At 30.5% G+C, this 15,866-nt stretch carries 14 protein-coding genes; 7 read left to right on the top strand and 7 right to left on the bottom strand.

What is annotated here, in order from left to right; translation table 11 throughout:
* Positions 1-4 precede the first annotated feature (4 nt).
* The 7 genes from ACYEKI_RS01665 to ACYEKI_RS01635 all read left to right on the top strand — a co-directional run bounded on the left by ACYEKI_RS01665 (position 5) and on the right by ACYEKI_RS01635 (position 6,539).
* Entirely contained in the window at positions 5-199 is a 195-nt protein-coding gene (locus ACYEKI_RS01665) for a hypothetical protein (protein WP_459209413.1), read from the top strand.
* A 2-nt stretch (positions 200-201) separates the two neighbouring features.
* Positions 202-666 carry a DUF2589 domain-containing protein gene (locus ACYEKI_RS01660; RefSeq protein WP_459209412.1) on the top strand — a complete coding sequence of 155 codons (465 nt, stop codon included), beginning with the start codon at positions 202-204 and terminating at the stop codon, positions 664-666.
* Between the two features lie 224 nt (positions 667-890).
* A complete protein-coding gene (locus tag ACYEKI_RS01655; RefSeq protein ID WP_459209411.1) occupies positions 891-1,637 on the top strand; it encodes a TorF family putative porin in 747 nt (248 codons plus the stop codon).
* Between the two features lie 32 nt (positions 1,638-1,669).
* Positions 1,670-2,947 (top strand): glutamate decarboxylase, encoded by a 1,278-nt coding sequence (locus ACYEKI_RS01650; RefSeq protein ID WP_459209410.1) that lies wholly within the window; start codon positions 1,670-1,672, stop codon positions 2,945-2,947.
* Between the two features lie 28 nt (positions 2,948-2,975).
* Positions 2,976-3,995 (top strand): hypothetical protein, encoded by a 1,020-nt coding sequence (locus ACYEKI_RS01645; protein WP_459209409.1) that lies wholly within the window; start codon positions 2,976-2,978, stop codon positions 3,993-3,995.
* A 12-nt stretch (positions 3,996-4,007) separates the two neighbouring features.
* The gene (locus ACYEKI_RS01640) at positions 4,008-5,384 is read left to right on the top strand and encodes a PDC sensor domain-containing protein (protein WP_459209408.1); all 1,377 of its coding nucleotides are present in this window, start codon (positions 4,008-4,010) and stop codon (positions 5,382-5,384) included.
* Between the two features lie 24 nt (positions 5,385-5,408).
* Positions 5,409-6,539 (top strand): MFS transporter, encoded by a 1,131-nt coding sequence (locus tag ACYEKI_RS01635; RefSeq protein WP_459209407.1) that lies wholly within the window; start codon positions 5,409-5,411, stop codon positions 6,537-6,539.
* Positions 6,540-6,667: 128 nt separating this feature from the next.
* Here ACYEKI_RS01635 and ACYEKI_RS01630 read toward each other — a convergent pair whose 3' ends face one another.
* The 7 genes from ACYEKI_RS01630 to ACYEKI_RS01600 form a co-directional block, all read right to left on the bottom strand.
* Positions 6,668-7,876 (bottom strand): GTP-binding protein, encoded by a 1,209-nt coding sequence (locus ACYEKI_RS01630; protein WP_459209406.1) that lies wholly within the window; start codon positions 7,874-7,876, stop codon positions 6,668-6,670.
* Between the two features lie 30 nt (positions 7,877-7,906).
* The gene (locus ACYEKI_RS01625; RefSeq protein ID WP_459209405.1) at positions 7,907-10,057 is read right to left on the bottom strand and encodes a S46 family peptidase; all 2,151 of its coding nucleotides are present in this window, start codon (positions 10,055-10,057) and stop codon (positions 7,907-7,909) included.
* Between the two features lie 150 nt (positions 10,058-10,207).
* A complete protein-coding gene (locus tag ACYEKI_RS01620) occupies positions 10,208-11,500 on the bottom strand; it encodes a hypothetical protein (protein WP_459209404.1) in 1,293 nt (430 codons plus the stop codon).
* Entirely contained in the window at positions 11,497-12,906 is a 1,410-nt protein-coding gene (locus tag ACYEKI_RS01615; RefSeq protein ID WP_459209403.1) for an ABC transporter permease, read from the bottom strand. Before ACYEKI_RS01615 ends, ACYEKI_RS01620 begins: the two co-directional genes overlap by 4 nt.
* Before the next feature lie 8 nt (positions 12,907-12,914).
* Positions 12,915-13,616, bottom strand: a complete 702-nt coding sequence (locus ACYEKI_RS01610; protein ID WP_459209402.1) for an ABC transporter ATP-binding protein — start codon at positions 13,614-13,616, stop codon at positions 12,915-12,917.
* 319 nt (positions 13,617-13,935) lie between these two features.
* Positions 13,936-14,685 carry a LytR/AlgR family response regulator transcription factor gene (locus ACYEKI_RS01605; protein WP_459209401.1) on the bottom strand — a complete coding sequence of 250 codons (750 nt, stop codon included), beginning with the start codon at positions 14,683-14,685 and terminating at the stop codon, positions 13,936-13,938.
* 2 nt (positions 14,686-14,687) lie between these two features.
* A complete protein-coding gene (locus ACYEKI_RS01600; RefSeq protein WP_459209400.1) occupies positions 14,688-15,416 on the bottom strand; it encodes a sensor histidine kinase in 729 nt (242 codons plus the stop codon).
* Positions 15,417-15,866 lie beyond the last annotated feature (450 nt).

Genomic DNA, 15,866 nt, shown 5'->3' with positions numbered 1-15,866 from the left:
AAACATGTTTGAACAAAGTATAAGTTGCCCTAATTGCGGAACATCGATCCCATTTGATGTAAATATCCTATTACAAGGACAAGGATTTACGTGTAGTGGATGTGATGCTAGTATAAAGTTAGCTAGAGAAAGTAAAGATACAGTAGCTACTTCAATGGAAGAGTTTAATAAGATTAAAAGAAATTCTTTAAAAGCTTAGTTATGATTAAATTAAAGAAACTAGTAGAAGCTATTAATGATGCTGCAGAAATAGCAAATGCTACACTAGCCGATTCTCAAGATCAAGTGATTAATGATTATTTTGATAGAGATGAAGAAACCGAAAGATATACTGCAAAAACAGTAAATATCAATTATCCTAAGACCACTACAGATGGTAAAGTAACCGAGCATATAGTTGAAGTTCCATTATTAACGGTTGTCCCTATTTCTTCAGCACGAATAGAAGAATTAAGATTTACAACCAATTTAGATATAGCTATTGATAATAATGAATTATTAGTAAGTTTTAGTAATAGATCTTCAGAAAATTCTGAATGGGATACAACAGCCAAGCAGCCATCTGCGAAATTAGAGTTAATTGTAAAACCTCAAGAAAATACAGAAGGATTAAACAAGCTTATAGAAGGGTATGAAAAAGCTTTAAGAGCTCAAATACCAGGATAATATACACAATCATAACAGAGATTAAATCAAAAAAACGATACCAAAAGTTATTCCTTTTACCTTGTATTATATTAAGTGGTGTTACTTAATTAAATTTTCAAGGATAGTCATATAGCATAGATTACAAGCAAGGTAGGAGGAATGTTTTTAAGATTTCCATAAAACTACTTTATGGAACAATACGCCCCCAATTTTCTAACCAATATTTTAAATCATAACCTACTATGAATAAATCAATCCCTCTGGTTTATGTGCTTTTGATATGTCTATGTAATAAGACGTTAAATGCTCAAGAATTAAAATTGAAAATGCTTCGTAAAGAAACCAAAGAAGAAGCATTAATAATAGTTCAACCTACCAATGCGTTACAGTTTCAGTTATATACTACAACGAATTACATATGGAGAGATATAGTATCAGATTATGAAGCCATACAGCCTAGTGTAACCTATACTTTTACAAGAATAGGATTATCCTTAAATGTTTGGAATAGTGTAGGAGTGGATCCCAAAACAAATGATCTTGAAACTTCAATTACTTTAAATTATGATTATGCATTAAATGATGATTTTGTGTTTTCTATAGCCGGAATTTATTATTACGCTCCAGTTTCAATAGCAGAGAAGCTTGATAATACAAACTTTTATGAAGTTATGGGAGCGATACAATATTCAAAACCTTGGAATCCTAGATTGAGTATTTATATCAACGATAATAAAGCATTATATACCATCTTTAACATACGAGAAACGATTTTTAATTGGAAAGGATATCCCATTGATATTAACGGAAGCATAGCGTATAGAAGTAATGCAGATGAAGCTAATGGATTAAGAGATTCAGTTCTAAGTATAGCAACGAGTAAAAATATTAGTCAAGGTATATCAGCTTCATTAACCGCAGGTATAGTTTATGTAATTAGAGAGAAAGTGTCTAGCTATCAGATAGGATTGACTATAGCTTTTGAATAAATATCTAATAGTTTAATCTAACTTTTTTGACTATGGCAAAGACAAATACTCTACTGTTTGAAATGATAAAAATGTTGCCTGATGGAATGCCAGCTTATCAAGCTTTTGAGTTGATATCAGGTGAATTAAAGAAAGATGGATTACCTAAATACGATTTAGGAAGTTATACCACAATAGAAATGCCTAAGGAAGCAAAACTATTGATACAAGAGACTTTAGGTAAAAACTTGATAAATCAAAATGAATACCAACAAACAACAAAAATACATCAACAGGTATTAAAAATAATAGGAAACCTATTACATATCCCTAATCAAGAGGAGTTGTATGGGAGTTCAACAACAGGATCTTCTGAGGCGATATTTATGGCGTTACTTGCAGCAAAATGGCGATGGAATGCTATGGGAAGAAAAGGAGAACCTAATATTATACTCTGTAGTAATGCTCATATTTCTTGGTATAAATGTGCTCGATTTCTCGATATAAAAATTAAAGAAATAGCACTTACCGCAATAAACACATATCCTATAAAAGCTGTAGAAAATGCACTTGATGAATCTACTATTGGCGTTGTAGCGATATTAGGGTGTACTTATCTAGGTTATTGTGATCCTATAGTAGAAATCGACAATATGTTAAGTAACATAAATAAGGTTAATAAATGGGATATAGGGATTCATGTTGATGCAGCTATAGGAGGGTTTATTTATCCATTTGCGCAAGAATTAAAAGAAATAGAGTGGGATTTTAAATTACCTAATGTAAAATCAATTAATCTTTCAGGGCATAAATATGGATTGGTATATCCAGGTATAGGATGGCTGATATTTAGAGATAAGCAGAGTTTTCCTAAAGGCCTAAACGTAACATCAGCATATTTATCTGGAGAATCAGAATCATTTACGGTAAGTTTTTCGAGATCATCAGCCTTAATTGTAGCGCAACAGTTTTGTTTTATGCATTACGGAATAAAGGGGTATGGAGAAATGGTTGAAAACTGTTTGTGGAATGCATCTATTTTATCTGAAGCACTCCAAAAAACAGGATTTCTAGATGTAGTATCGATGAATACACTACCCGTAGTAGCTTTTAAGTTTAAGGAAGCTCCTCCTTTTAAAATAAGAGCATTTACAAAGTTACTTAGAGAACGAGAATGGATGTTACCTCAGTACCAATTATCTGGAGAACTAAAAGCAATAACGGTGATGAGAGTAGTTGTACGTCAAGATATGAGCTTGACACAAATAACACAGTTGATTAATGATATTGTAGAATGTTATAAAATTTTAAAAGATGATAATGCTGGCTAATTATATAATACAATTTTATATGCTCTTTATGAGTCATACAATTGATATAAATCAGGATATTATACCATTGATAGTAGAAGATAGTGGCACTCAAGAGAAAATGGTATTGCCAGAAAAGCCTATAGCCATGGATGTGATGATTCATATTAATAAAATATACGGAATCAACACAGTGGATGAGACTTATGGGGTTGATGGGTATTTTGTTGCTACTTGGTATAATGAAACCTACGACAATACGGTAGAAGAAGTACGTATTTACGAAAATGATATTGCAGATGAAATGATCGGAAAATCCATATGGATTCCAGCCTTTGAGTTTATTAATATAATAGGTAATAGAAATGTACAAAATAAACAAGTGATTATAAGACCTAATGGGAAAGTTACTTATAATGAACGATTTGACGCCTTATTTACTACCGAGATGGATTTTAGGAAATTTCCTTTTGATACACAAAAATTTGTAATACAATTAGAAGGGTTCTCATATGATACAAGAACATTATATTTTGATGAGGTAAATTCGCCATTACCATTTGATCCTAATGAAATTACCGAAGAATGGGAAATCACATCTAAGAGAGCATATATTAATTCGTATGAATATTCTCATCTTGACGAAAATGGAACGACTTTTTCTAGATATAATATTGAAGTAACGGCAGAGCGACTTGTGGCATATTATTTTTGGCAATTAATAGTTCCTTTGTTTTTAATTATAAGCATATCTTGGTCGGTTTTTTGGATAAAAAATATCTCTGATCAATTAACAACAAGTTTTACATTGATGCTTACACTGGTAGCATTTAATTTTAATACATCAAGTATGCTACCTAATTTACCCTATAGAACATTTATAGAAGCGCTGATTACAGTAGGGTATTTGAGTATCTTCATTAATTTGGTGATTATAGTTTTTGGTAGTGCTATATTAAAGAAAAAATCCAAAGAAACATATACACGATTGATGACCTATTGTAGATATATCTTTCCTATGGCATTTCTGATTTTGACCACGATACAAGTTATAGTTTTTCTCTACTAAAAATAACATCAAATGGGTACCCATAAAACAATAACAAAAATTAGACCTAAAATAGAAGCTATAACTACAGCTTTTATCGTTATTGTATTGATCTTTTTTTCAACATATCTATTGTACCTTAAATCAATAGAAGCATTAAAAGAAGAGATAAAAATAGGACTAAAATCTAATGTCGCAGCTGCAGCTACTACAATAGATGGAAGAATACATAGACAGTTTACAAGAAATACAGAAAGAAGTGATAGCTTATTTATAGCACATAACGAACCTCTAGAAAGAATAAGAAAAGCAGCTAGAAATATACGTTATATCTATACGACAATTTTAAAAGAGGAGAAGGTTTATTTCGTTTTAAACCCTAGTCCACAAAATGATAATGACAAAGATGGATTTCCAGATGAAGCACCTGCTTTGATGGATGAATATAATAATCCAGCTCCAGAGTTACTTAGTGCATTAACTAAACAAGAAACGATAGTGTCTAACCCATACCAAGATGAATGGGGTGTTTTTATTAGTGGTTATGCTCCCTTTTATGACAATAAAGGAGATTTTGTAGGTGTGTTAGGTATGGATCTAGAATTAAGTAATTTTTATACGCGATTAGCACCTATTAAAATAGCTTTTGAAAAAACAGCTGTAATAATTCTATTTATAGGATTGGTAATGGGTTTATTGATTTTATATATAAGAAAACATACACAAAGTGTAATTAAAAATAATAGTACAAGAGTAGAACAAGTTATAAAACTTAAACAACATATAGAAGAAACCAACATAGAGCGAATAGCCATTTTAGAGAAAATAAACAGAGCTATCTTATATAAACTAAAGGTAAGAGATTATAGTCATAAACAATTATATGACTGGATTACTCATATTATACACTACAGAGAAAGTATAAATAAGGAGAAGAATATAGTAAAAGTGTATCAAAATTGGGATCTAGATGACTTGTTTTATAGTTTGATTTTACAAGCTCAAGAAGCACGAATAATGTTATTTATTGATCAAGAAACAAAAATACCGAGTAAAGTTTATGGGAAACCTATAGTCTTTTATAAAGAAATGATCGCAAAATTGATTGTTTTTGTAGCAGAAAAAACAAATGTAGATAATGTAAAAATGACAGTGAAAATGGAAGAAGAACAGTTAACTCATTTTAAATTGAAATGCATTATAGAAGGAGGTTTTAACTATGATTTTGAAAGACAGTTTTATAAACATAGTAACCCAAGAGTAGAGAATAATCTAATGGACTATCATGAATTTGATTTTGTTACAGGTATTAATCAATTGAGACGATATGAGATCACTATTGATAGTTTTACGTCATCGACTACTGCTGGAATTTATATGATAATGGATCTAGAAAAATATAAGGAATAAAATAACATGAATAATAGTAGTCTTTTGAAGAAAATTATCCCCTTATTGATCATCGTGGTTACATTTAGTGTACAACTGAGCTCTGGAATTAATTATATCATATTCCCACTTACGATGCAAGAGCAGGGGTATAGTACAATGTGGATCGGTATAGTTATGTCGTTTGAGATATTAGCTACTATAATGTTGTTTAAACATATTTCTTTGATAGTATTGAAACTAGGTGTAGTACAAACGATTGTAGGAGCTTCTTTGATTCGTAGCATCTGTATTTATAGTTTAAGTTTTAACGAAAGTTTTTATGGTTGGTTGAGCGGTGTTTTTATTTATGGTTTGGCTACAAGTATGCTATTGGTAGTCATACAAACATGGCTAAATCTCATCGCTAAAGGAAAAATAAAAGGTTTATTATTAGGGTTATATTCGGCATCTTTATCTTTAGGAATTGCATCAGGACCTATTATGCTGCAATTTATAACAACCAAAGAATTTCAATTTATTACTAATACAATAATCCCGGTTATACCTATAGCTCTTCTTTTTATAGGGATTAAACAACGACCAAGTATACAGGCAAGCTCAGAAATACGATTGAAATATGTTTTTAAGCAAGCCAAGATTGTAATGCTTTCTGCATTGGTAGGAGGGATATGTTTTTTTGGGTTACCCTCTTTTTTAACTATCTATGGTATAGCAAATGGTTTATCACCTTATCAAGCTTCACTATTAGTAACAATGTTTATGTTGGGGAGTGTAAGTATAGGTACTTTGGTAAGTTCTTTATCCGCTTTTGTAGACAATATTCGCATAATTTATGCTTGTGTATGTATTTCGGTTATTTGTGCAGTGTTTTTGGCACTGGCTGTATATGCAAGTCAAGGTATCGCTTTGATTATGTTGGTGATTTGGGGAGGATGTATGGGCGGAATATATGCTACAGGATTAGGATATATAGGTAGAGTTTTTAGAAAAGAAGATCAGATTTCTGCAAATACATCCTTTGTTTTTATGGATGCTTTAGGAGGTTTTTTAGGATTATGTATTATAGGAACAAGTATGGATTTTATAGGTAGTGAAGGACTAACGTATACTATAGTTATTGCTTCTACTATGTATTTAATATTCATAACTAAACGATCTATAACAAAATTATAACCCGTAGCGTATTTATAATTAATTGATTTTAATCCTAACTAGGATTAATGTTTTCAAAATCATCTTATAAGTTGCACAATTTTTATAAACGTACTACGGGTTATTTTAATTAAAGCTTAGTTGAGAGTTTATGCACGTTGAACGGGCCAATCATCGTGATAACCTTTTTTCCATTTTTCGGTAGTCAACTCTACATCTGTAGCAAGACAGTTGTCCAATTGTGATTTAATAAGAATTTCATCCATATGTTGTCCTATAAAAACAATTTCATTCTTTCGATCACCAAAAAAAGTGTTCCAATCGTTTTCAATTTCTTCTTGATTATTAATAAAAGCAGCATATTTAATACGTTCTTTAAATGGCATAGACGCCCACCAAACACCAGCGTTATCTGCTCGTAAAGAACCACCAGCTTGTCCCCAAATCAGTGCTTGTTCTGGGCGCGAGGCTATCCAAAATAGACCTTTACTTCGTATTATGGTATTAGGGAATTTATGTTGAACATATTGCCAAAAACGCTGTGGATCAAAAGGTTTTTTACTACGATATACAAAGGATGAAATACCATATTCTTCGGTTTCAGGTGTGTGCTCTTCTTTATTGAGTTCAGCTATCCAACCAGCACTTTGTTCTGCTTCTTCAAAGTTGAATAAACCAGTATGTAATATGTCTTTAGGGTTTATTTTACTAAATGATGACGCTATAATTTTTGCTGATGGATTGAGTTTTTGTATCGTTGCTTTTAACGTTTTAAGTGCTACTTCTGAGACCAAATCGGTTTTATTCAAAATAATTACATTGGCAAACTCGATTTGATCGGTTAATAGATTTACAATAGTACGGTAATCGCCGTCTATGTTAGTTAAATCTCTATCCATTAAGGTTTCATGACTACCAAAATCTTTATAGAAATTAAATGCATCTACAACAGTAACCATAGTGTCTACATAGCTAAAACGCGATAAATCAATCCCGTTTTCTTCATCTACAAAAGAGAAAGTTTGCGCTACGGGAATGGGTTCACTAATTCCTGTGCTTTCTATGAGTAGATAGTCAAATCGATTTTCTTCTGCTAATCGCTCCACTTCAATCATTAGATCCTCTCTAAGTGTACAACAAATACAACCATTACTCATTTCAACTAATTTTTCTTCGGTACGAGAAATAGTATTTTCATTTTTAACTAATTGAGCATCTACATTAACTTCGCTCATATCATTTACAATTACAGCAACTTTTAAACCTTCTTTGTTATGCAAAATGTGATTGAGTAAAGTTGTTTTTCCTGCTCCAAGAAAACCACTTAATACTGTTACTGGAAGTTTTTTGTTGTTCATTTGAATAGCCGTACTAATTTGTTGATTTTTCTAAGGATTTCCTTTTTTTACTATGGTTAATTCGTCTACAATATGTTTTGCATTAGAGTATTTGTCAATAAGCCAAAGAACATATCTAATATCTACATTTATAGTGCGTTGTAAGTTGTGATCAAAAATGACATCACCTGCAATGGCTTCAATATTTCCATCAAAAGCCAAACCGATTAATTCGCCTTTACCATTAAGAACTGGTGAACCTGAATTTCCTCCAGTTATATCATTGTCTGTTAAGAAGTTTACAGGTAAATACCCTTTGTCATCTGCATATCGCCCATAATCTTTTTTCTCATAGATATTAAGCATATCACTTGGTAAATCAAACTCAGCATCATTGGGTTTATACTTCTTAATCATTCCTTTAAGTGTAGTGTAATTGTTTATATTAGCATCGTTTCTAGCATCTTTGGGTAATGCTCTAACCTTACCATAAGTCAATCTAAGTGTGGAATTGGCATCAGGATATAAAATACTGCTTAATCCAGATTTTCGTAGACCGTCTACTAAAAGTCTAAAAGAAGTTTGATAATCGTTTATAGGTTGAACCAATTGTTCTGGTTGTTCTCTATATTTAGCGAGTAGATCTGAGGATAATTTATATAAAGGATCATTTTTTAATTGATCTACATCTGGATTTTTTATAAAAGTTTCTAAACTCTCTTTGGATTTGAAAATACTATTTTTAAAGCTGTTGGTTACATAAGTATTAAAGCCTATTTTTTGAACTGTAATAATTTCTCGAGGTAATTTATAGTTTGATTTTGAATTGTATAGTTTTAATTGTGTAGCTAATATCTCTTTTTCTAGTGGTAAGTGATATTCTTTATAAGAACTTTCAATAAAGGCAGTTAGTTGTGGTAAGATTTCTTTTCGCTTAGCTTCATTAGAATTGGTATAATTTGTTAAAATTCGCCCTAGACTGTATGGTAAAACAGAAAACTTACTGGAACGTAAAAGAGATATCAAATAATTATCATGCTTAGCCTTTTCATTTGTTAAGTTGTAATAATTGTTAATGTTTGTTACTACATTTCCATAAATTGCTTTATGCTCTTTTTTGTTAGCCCATTTATTAAACTTCTTTTCTAATTTACGTTTAGTTTTAGCCGTTTTATGTTTGGTCAAAGCATCAATCATTCCTTGACGATTTTTCCAGTAATTAGCTATTCCAGCATACTTAGAAGCGTACATTAAATTTACAGACTCATCTTTGTTCATATACTTCTTCATCACATCCATACTTAATTTAGAAGCTTCGACCCAAGCAGGGTAAGCATAATTTACATTTTGTTCAATTCCTTCTGCAGGCATCCAGCGATTGGTTCTTCCAGGATACCCTAAAATCATTGCAAAATCATTTTCTTTTACACCATTTATGTTTACGGGCAAATGATATTTTGCTTTTAAAGGTACATTCTCTTTTGAATAGGGTGCAGGATTACCATCTGCATCTGCATAAACTCTGAATAGCGAAAAATCACCAGTGTGTCGTGGCCATTCCCAGTTATCTGTATCACCTCCATATTTTCCGATGCTTTCTGGTGGTGTTCCTACTAATCTTACATCTTTATAATCTTGATATACAAAATAGTAATATTCATTACCCTGATAGAACGAACGAACAGAAACGGTATATTTTCCTCCTTCATTATTTTCTTGTTCGATTTTTGCGATTTCTTTGTTGATAAAAGCTTCACGTTCTTTTTCAGACATGGTATCGTTAACTTTTGATAGAATGCGATCAGATACATCGTCCATTCTTACAAAAAATCTTACCGATAAGCTTTTAGGTTTTAATTCGTCGTTTATTGAATTTGCCCAAAAACCATTTTTTAAATAATTGGATTCTTCGGTTGATAATTCTGCAATTGCATTATATCCACAGTGGTGATTTGTTATTACCAATCCGCTATTAGAAATAATACTTGCAGTACATCCGCCATCAAATTGTACAATGGCATCTTTTAAGCTTTGATTATTGATGCTATAAATTTCTTCTGCCGTGAGCTGTAGTCCCATTTTTTCCATATCACGCTGGTTAAGTCGCTCTATATGCATTAAAAACCACATTCCTTCATTGGCAAACAATGTGCCCGAAAAAGAAATTAAAAAAGTTGTAAGTATGAAGTATATTCTTCTCATAATAAAATTATTTATAATTAATATAACCACCATCTTATAATACTAATCTGTGTAGGGAAGAGTAGTGGTATAATCAAGTAATTAATGATAGACATAATATCTGCTAATGACCAAAAGTATCAGGATTTAAAGTGATATTGTTCATTAACATCATTCTGAAAATATAGTATAATACTCATTGTATTTCTTTTGATCAACCTTAACATCGTTCCAAGTGTCTATAATCATTGTATGATTTTGTTTATCTATGGTTTCCTGAATTTTATCTCGATAAGCTTTATAATCCAAGAAATGAGTTTTTGCAATTTTATTTAATCTATTTTGATAAAATGAAATAGGGTTAAACCAAAATGTAGCACGTATAAATTGATTTTTAGCTTTACTATCTTCTTCAATAGCTAGAGCACTTTTTTTCATAAATTCATTTGCCAAAGCATAATAACCAATATTTTTGGCCATTGTTTTTGCACGATCAGTTGACACAGAAATGTCCTTTATTTTAGGTATTAAAATATAGAGGTTTTTTAAAATAAGACTATCGGGCTGCTCATAAAGTTCCCATCTGTCATCTCTTACATCTATTAAATCTGTCATAAGATTAGCAGGGTGTTTTATACTCAAATATTGACTTACGGTAGCTGGAATAATAAATGCAATAAGTACATAAACACCTATCATTACTAAAGAGTTATGTATAATGCTTTTTCCTTTCCTTAAAATATAATAGTATAAAATAAACCAAAACAATAAATAACTTAAACTATAAAGCAACATTAGAAAAAAGGCGCTACTCATTGTTTTGAACAAATTAGTAAGTAATGCACCATAAAAGATTAAACCACTAATAATTATAATCATGAGAACCAGATAGAATGTGATTCTTGATAAAAGCCATGTAGTATTTTTAGGATGCTGAACTTCTACAAGAGTGATAAAACCTTGTTCGGTTTCTAAACTTCTAATATTATAAAGTAAAACAAGTAATACTAGAGGTAATAAAAATAGCAAAGCAAAAGAAAAATCAATGGTACCTCCATTTAAACGTTCTGGATTGGCAATTTCCTGAGTCATATCATTATCATAAGGACTTGAACGTACATTTACCCATTTATAGAATCCATATTGTTCGGCTTGTCCTATGCTATACACTATCGCTGAAGCAGGTTTTTTAAATTGGTAAATATGATTAAACCAAATTGCCATTATAGGTTCTTGAGCACTAGGTTTAGGATCTTCTTTAGTATAATTTAGACGGTATTCTTTTCGATCTTCTTTTACCTTTTCTTGTATTCGTTCAATTTCTTGTTTTTGTTTATGGTATAAACTAGCACCATTATGTAATCCATAAATGGCAGCAAATGTAAGAAGTAATACAGCTATTACTTTGAATGGATTGCGAATAAAATGCTTCCATTCGTATAAAAATAGGTTTATATTTTTCATAGAATTTGCATTTTTTTAGTTCCTAAAATCAGAAGAATACTTACTATGAATCCCCAAAAAAGTAAGAATACAAGATCAACTATATAGTGAGAAAATACAGATGAAATTGCAGTAGGTTGATATTGAAAATCTTCAATAGATTTATAAAACGATTTATTGGCTTTCCAACCCCAATCACCTGTTTTGGAACCGCCGTAAGCATGTTTATCGTTTAGCGATTTGATAAATCCACGACGAAAGGTTTCTACTTGCACCAAAAATTCTTGGTGATGTAAATTATCATTACCAGCAAACCCCATACTTGCATTTTGAAGTGAAATAAATGGATTTAAGACACCTCCTAATTGATAGGATTGTTTCTGTTGTTTTAAAACATTTCGCAATTCTCCAAAATGCTTATCCCAAACTTTATTTCCATATGTTTCATCTTCTTGCATTAAAATTCCATCGAAATTAATGGGCAATTGTGAGAGACTATCTACTTTATATTGTTTTAGAACTTGTTCTTCTAGGTGTTTTCTTCGTTCGTCTGCAGGATTGTGTCCATCTAGTCCTTTTGAACGATCATTTTTCATTGCTGTATTAAAAGTGGCTCTACTGGGTAATTTATGCCATTTTTCAACGCTACTCATTAATATATTTGGAAAAAAAATAGTCCATATAATCCAGATACCTAACATTGATGTTAATGCAAGACTAGTATGTTTCCATCGTATTGAAAAATATATTGTTAACCCGCATAAAGCATAGTAATATAAACCGTAAGAGATAAAAAAGAATAACATTCTGCTTATCAAATCACTATATATATGATTAAGATTGAGTAACGTATATACTAAAATGCTTAGTATTAATAATGCAATTCCGTATAGCCAAATAGAAAGCGTCTTGGCAAATACAATGTTAGCGGGATTTTGTCCTTGCATAAGCATTAATTTTAATCGTCCACTTTGTTTTTCACTATTGATAGATTGAAATGCTAAAAAAATCAATAAAAGCGGAACGATGTACTGCAATAAAAGTGAGCTTTTAAGTTTACCAAATTTAGAAATTGATTGCATTTGTGATGCTTCAGAATGTACAATTTCGTTTTGTACATGACCTTCAACACGTAACACATTACCTGTAATACTATTTACACCTTCGTCTAAACCGCTTAATAAATTTGAAGGTTTAAATACATATGTTCCATAATGAGCTGCACCATGAGGATTCATTTCTTCAATGCTTTCCCATTTTTCTCGTAAATGTTCTTTAGCAGTTTTATACTTTTTGTTTTGTTTTTGCGATTGTAAGTCACCTAGAAATACCGAAACCAAAAATGTTAAGACGAAGCCTAAACTAACCGTTAATAAAGCACGACTCCGGATTAAGAGATGCCATTCGTTTTTAATAATTTGCCACATTGGATTGTCTAGTTTTTCATATATTCTAAATACAATTTTTCTAATTCGTTGGGACTTACATCTTCACTATTTAATTCTTTAATAAGTGAACCTTGTTTTAAAATACCAATTCGATGACAAACTTCTCTTACCCTAAAAATATCGTGCGATGCCATTAAAACTGCAGCTCCTTCTGAAGCTATTTTCTTTAATAAATCTGAAAGTTCATTGCTAGCCAAAGGATCTAAACCACTAGCAGGTTCATCTAAGAGATACACTTTTGCTTTTTTTGCATAAGCTATAGCAATACCAACTTTTTGTCGCATACCCTTAGAATAATGAGCAATTTTTTTATGATGAGCTTCATGTTGTAATCCACAAGTGTTAAGAAAATCTTCAAGCTCTTTTTTAGTATATTTTAATCCTGCTAGTTTACAGAAATAGTCCAAATTTTCAATACCTGATAAATAGGAGTATAGGTTCACATTTTCTGGAATGTAACCAATCATTTTACGTACAGCTACTGTATTTTTTACTGTGTCATAGTCATTAATTTGTACTGTTCCAGAATCTGGTAAAAGGAAACCTAATAACATATTAATTGTTGTAGATTTTCCTGCTCCATTGGCACCTAAAAGTCCAAGAATTTCCCCTTCGTTAACTTCTAAATTTAAGTTATGTACAGCTGTTATACCTTTAAAAGATTTGACAACGTTTCTTAATTGAATCATAATAGTTATTTATTAACGCGACTTAGTTGCAAATATAGTATAGAATTTTATTAATGCAACTAAGTTGTAATAATTTTAAGTTTATTGAAATAGTAGTAAGACAGAGTTGAGTAAGTTTAAAAGGATATAAGTACAGTTTCTATGATTCAGTATATTAATAGATTAAGTTTTATGCTTAACAAAATCATGAGTAATGAGGATTGTACGAGTTTAAAGATAAAAGTGTTGATTCAAGAGAAAATATATAGTTAGTTTTTATATAAGATGAATGAAAAGTATCGAGAGTCATATTATGATTCTCGATACTTTATTAAATGAATTAAGTTAATATTTCATATTGTTTTATAAAATCTGAACGATATAACCTTCCTAAGGTAACATTGATATTGTTTTGTAAAATAATAAGATTATCAGATAAGAAAACGCGATCTATCTTATCTGTATTAATAATATAGTTGCGATGAACTCGTATAAAATTTGGAGATTGAATTTTTTCTAAAAATTGTTTTAAAGATAATTGTACTATAAATTGATCTTTTTCTGTTTTGATATTACTATACCTACCTTCAACCTCAATACAATAAATATCAGATAACAATACTTTTACCAGTGCATTATTCTTTTTTATAAAAAAGGCTTTATTAATCATAACCGCAGGATGATTATGCATAGAAAAAGAATTAGGACTTTGAGCAAAATTTTCTATCGCTAATTCTAAAGCATATTGCAGTTCTAGTTCATTAAAAGGTTTTAATAAATAACTAAAAGGATGAGTGATTTTTGCATTTTTAAATACATTTTGAGAAGTCGAACTAGTTAGAAACATAAAAGGTTTTAATTGTTCTTTGTCTTTAAGAATAGTCTCAGCAAATGTGATTCCGTGAGGTTCATTATCGAGGAAAATATCAATAATTACTAGGTCTATTTCATAAGTAGAATAATGTTTTAGCGCTTCGTCTAGAGTAGATGCAATGGCAATGATATTGTAATTAAATTGTTCTAAAAATGAGGTTAGTAATTGAGCTTCAAAAGCATCGTCTTCAACGATAAGGATATTTATGTTTGACATGATTAATTGATTTTTGATACAGGTATCGTTAATGTAATAATTGTTCCGTTTTGTTTTTTACTTTCAATAGCAAGAGTAGCTCCATTTTTTTGTATTAATTCTTTACATAATTGGAATCCAATTCCCATGCTATTTTTTTTTGAAGAAGACTCTTGGGTCCTTTCATTGGTATGTAGTAATTGATGAATAATATGTGGAGCTATACCTTCTCCATAGTCTCGTATAGTAAATTTACAGTATTCCATAGTATTGATATAAGATGCTGTAAGAGAAATAATACCGTTGTGAAAAGAATACTTGATGGCATTATCAATAAAATTTTGGAAAATGATTTTATAAGTATGTAAATCTCCGTCGATGTAGATATTTTTAGGGATGTTTTTGGAAATATTGATTTGTTTGGTTTTAGCTTTAATTTGGAAATTATGAACAACTTGATCTATAATAGAGTTGAGGTGTAGGGATTCTTTTTTGTACAATAATTGATTGCTTTGAAGCATTACCCAATTTAATAGATTGTTTAGTAAATTATAAGTAGAATTACTCATTGTAATTCCATTATGCAAAGTATCTATAAGTTTGTCATAATGTTTTTGTTGAGTATAAAATAGCGCTTGTTGCCACATACGTTCTAATTGATAGACAGGAGATCTTAAATCATGTGCAATAATGGAAAGTAATAACCTTTTTTGATCAATATTTCTAGTTAACTCTTTATTTTTTCTAGACAAGACTTTGTTCTGTAGCAATAGTTTGCAACAGCAGCAAAGACTTATCATAGTAGTCATAACCAAAAGAGTTATTAGAGGATTAATAAGAATACAATTTGAAATTAACGCATTTACATAGTGTATTCCAGATTACGATTTAACCATATATTATTAAGATATCTCTCCCTTCCCAAAAAAGAAATATCACTGATATATTAACCTTGATGATATAGCCTACTTAATACCCATAGCAAGTATTGTAGTAGTGCTTAGAATCATACCGAGAGTTTATTACAAAAATCATGTAAAAAAATTAAGATGACATAGGTAAAAACCCTCGTTTTATGAGTAAAAAAACTTTAAAAGCATTTTTGAACAAGAAGCTATAGTTTATTACAAAAATGATACAAGATATAGGGTATTATAAAGGGCTAGCACAAACCTAATGTTTATCGATGAATAAAAATGAAG

This window comes from Aquimarina rhabdastrellae (assembly GCA_947387485.1).
Classification (GTDB): Bacteria; Bacteroidota; Bacteroidia; order Flavobacteriales; family Flavobacteriaceae; genus Aquimarina.
This window is presented reverse-complemented; position numbering and strand designations above follow the sequence as displayed.

Bases quoted from the DNA above. Each gene is read 5' to 3' on its own strand.
- ACYEKI_RS01625 (WP_459209405.1), bottom strand. From the start codon at position 10,057: ATGAGAAGAATATACTTCATACTTACAACTTTTTTAATTTCTTTTTCG.
- ACYEKI_RS01640 (WP_459209408.1), top strand. From the start codon at position 4,008: ATGGGTACCCATAAAACAATAACAAAAATTAGACCTAAAATAGAAGCT.
- ACYEKI_RS01645 (WP_459209409.1), top strand. From the start codon at position 2,976: ATGAGTCATACAATTGATATAAATCAGGATATTATACCATTGATAGTA.
- ACYEKI_RS01630 (WP_459209406.1), bottom strand. From the start codon at position 7,876: ATGAACAACAAAAAACTTCCAGTAACAGTATTAAGTGGTTTTCTTGGA.
- ACYEKI_RS01605 (WP_459209401.1), bottom strand. From the start codon at position 14,685: ATGTCAAACATAAATATCCTTATCGTTGAAGACGATGCTTTTGAAGCT.
- ACYEKI_RS01665 (WP_459209413.1), top strand. From the start codon at position 5: ATGTTTGAACAAAGTATAAGTTGCCCTAATTGCGGAACATCGATCCCA.
- ACYEKI_RS01620 (WP_459209404.1), bottom strand. From the start codon at position 11,500: ATGAAAAATATAAACCTATTTTTATACGAATGGAAGCATTTTATTCGC.
- ACYEKI_RS01660 (WP_459209412.1), top strand. From the start codon at position 202: ATGATTAAATTAAAGAAACTAGTAGAAGCTATTAATGATGCTGCAGAA.
- ACYEKI_RS01615 (WP_459209403.1), bottom strand. From the start codon at position 12,906: ATGTGGCAAATTATTAAAAACGAATGGCATCTCTTAATCCGGAGTCGT.
- ACYEKI_RS01650 (WP_459209410.1), top strand. From the start codon at position 1,670: ATGGCAAAGACAAATACTCTACTGTTTGAAATGATAAAAATGTTGCCT.
- ACYEKI_RS01610 (WP_459209402.1), bottom strand. From the start codon at position 13,616: ATGATTCAATTAAGAAACGTTGTCAAATCTTTTAAAGGTATAACAGCT.
- ACYEKI_RS01655 (WP_459209411.1), top strand. From the start codon at position 891: ATGAATAAATCAATCCCTCTGGTTTATGTGCTTTTGATATGTCTATGT.